The organism is Candidatus Phytoplasma citri, from assembly GCF_002009625.1.
Classification (GTDB): Bacteria; Bacillota_I; Bacilli_A; order Acholeplasmatales; family Acholeplasmataceae; genus Phytoplasma; species Phytoplasma citri.
The window spans coordinates 1-1647 of sequence record NZ_MWKN01000008.1 but is presented as its reverse complement, the minus strand read 5'-3'; the positions used below and the strand labels follow the sequence as shown (position 1 = coordinate 1647).

Annotated in this window: 1 protein-coding gene; it reads left to right on the top strand. The window is 21.3% G+C overall.

All coding sequences use genetic code 11. The features are described from left to right. Nucleotides 1-554 precede the first annotated feature (554 nt). On the top strand, nucleotides 555-1559 hold the full coding sequence (tsaD, locus tag B2G44_RS00360) for a tRNA (adenosine(37)-N6)-threonylcarbamoyltransferase complex transferase subunit TsaD (protein WP_078122884.1): 1005 nt from the start codon (nucleotides 555-557) through the stop codon (nucleotides 1557-1559). Nucleotides 1560-1647: the final 88 nt, after the last annotated feature.

Below are 1647 nucleotides of genomic sequence, written 5' to 3'. Positions count from 1 at the left end.
ACGTAAATAATCTATCCCTATAAAATATCGAAATCAAAATTGCGCAAAATAAGTGGTTATATCAAATTCGATATAATTTAAACAAATTTCTGATATTTTATTCTTGAATATGAAATATAAAATATGGAGAAAATTTGCGTATTTTTTATTTGAGATTAATTTTTGAATATAAAATTAAAATGCTAAATTATTTACTCTACTTAATTATTAAAAAAATTATATAAATTTAATAATTAAGAATTTAATAATTTTTAAATCAAAATATTAACTATATAAATCTTTTAAATAGTGTTTTTTAATTTTTTTTATTTTTAGAATAATATTTTTAGTTTTAATTTGATTAAATATTCCGAGATCTTTTTTGTAAATGAAATTAATTTTAAGTAAAATCGAAATATAGAAATATATTTTTCAATACAAATCAATAAAATTTCTCATTGTAAATTAAAAAAATAATTTAGATATATATTTTTTTAAGTACAATGAGATTATTTATTTATTATTTTTTGTTAATAAAATAAAAGTTTATAAAGAAATATAAAAGGTTATTAATTATGATTATTTTATCTATCGAAACTAGTTGTGATGAAACTAGTATTGCTATTACTCGGGATGGAAAAGAAGTATTAGCAAATGAAACTTTTTCACAAATTAAATGTCACCAAAAGTATGGCGGTGTAGTTCCTGAAATAGCTTCACGTAAACATTTAGAAGTTATAACATATTTTTTTAAAAAAGCTTTTATTAAGGCAAAAATTAAACCAAAAGATATAGATTTAGTTGCTGTAACTCATGGTCCGGGATTAATAGGATCATTATTATTGGGAGTTAATGCTGCTAATACCTGGTCTTATATTTATCAAAAGCCTTTGATAGGTATTAATCATTTGATAGGTCATATTTATTCTGTTCAAATAGAAAATGAAATAGAATTTCCCGCTTTAGCTTTGATTATTTCAGGAGGTCATACCGAATTACTTTATTTAAATGATCACTTTGATATACAAAAATTAGGAACTACTTTAGATGATGCTGTTGGGGAAGTTTATGATAAAATTGCTAAAAATTTAAATTTAAATTATCCAGGAGGACCTATTATAGAAAAACTTGCTCTCCAGGGTGAAGCTGTTTTTGATTTTACTTTGCCTTATGTTAAAAATAATAACCTAGATTTTAGTTTTTCAGGATTAAAAAGTCAAATTATTAATTTAATTAATAAAAATCGTCATAATATGTCAAATAAATTAGTTTTCGATATATGTGCTTCTTTTCAAAAAGTAGTTATTGAAGTTTTATTAATTAAAATAAAAAGAGCTTTAAAAAAATTTCCTACTAAAAATTTAATTTTAGTAGGAGGCGTTGCTTCTAATTCAAGTTTAAAAAAACAATTTTTGCTAGAGTTTCCTAATTTAAAATTATTAATTCCCAGCTTAAATTTTTGCACAGATCAAGCTGCTATGATTGGCATTGCGGCTTATTATCAATATAAATTTCAAAAACCTACAAAATTATATAATTATGATTTAACGGGATTAGCAAATTTAACTTCTTTTTTTTAAAAATTTTAAAATCATTAGTTCAATTTTTTATTAAATAATATTAAAAAAATATTTTGGTACATATTGATATATAGGGATAGATTATTTA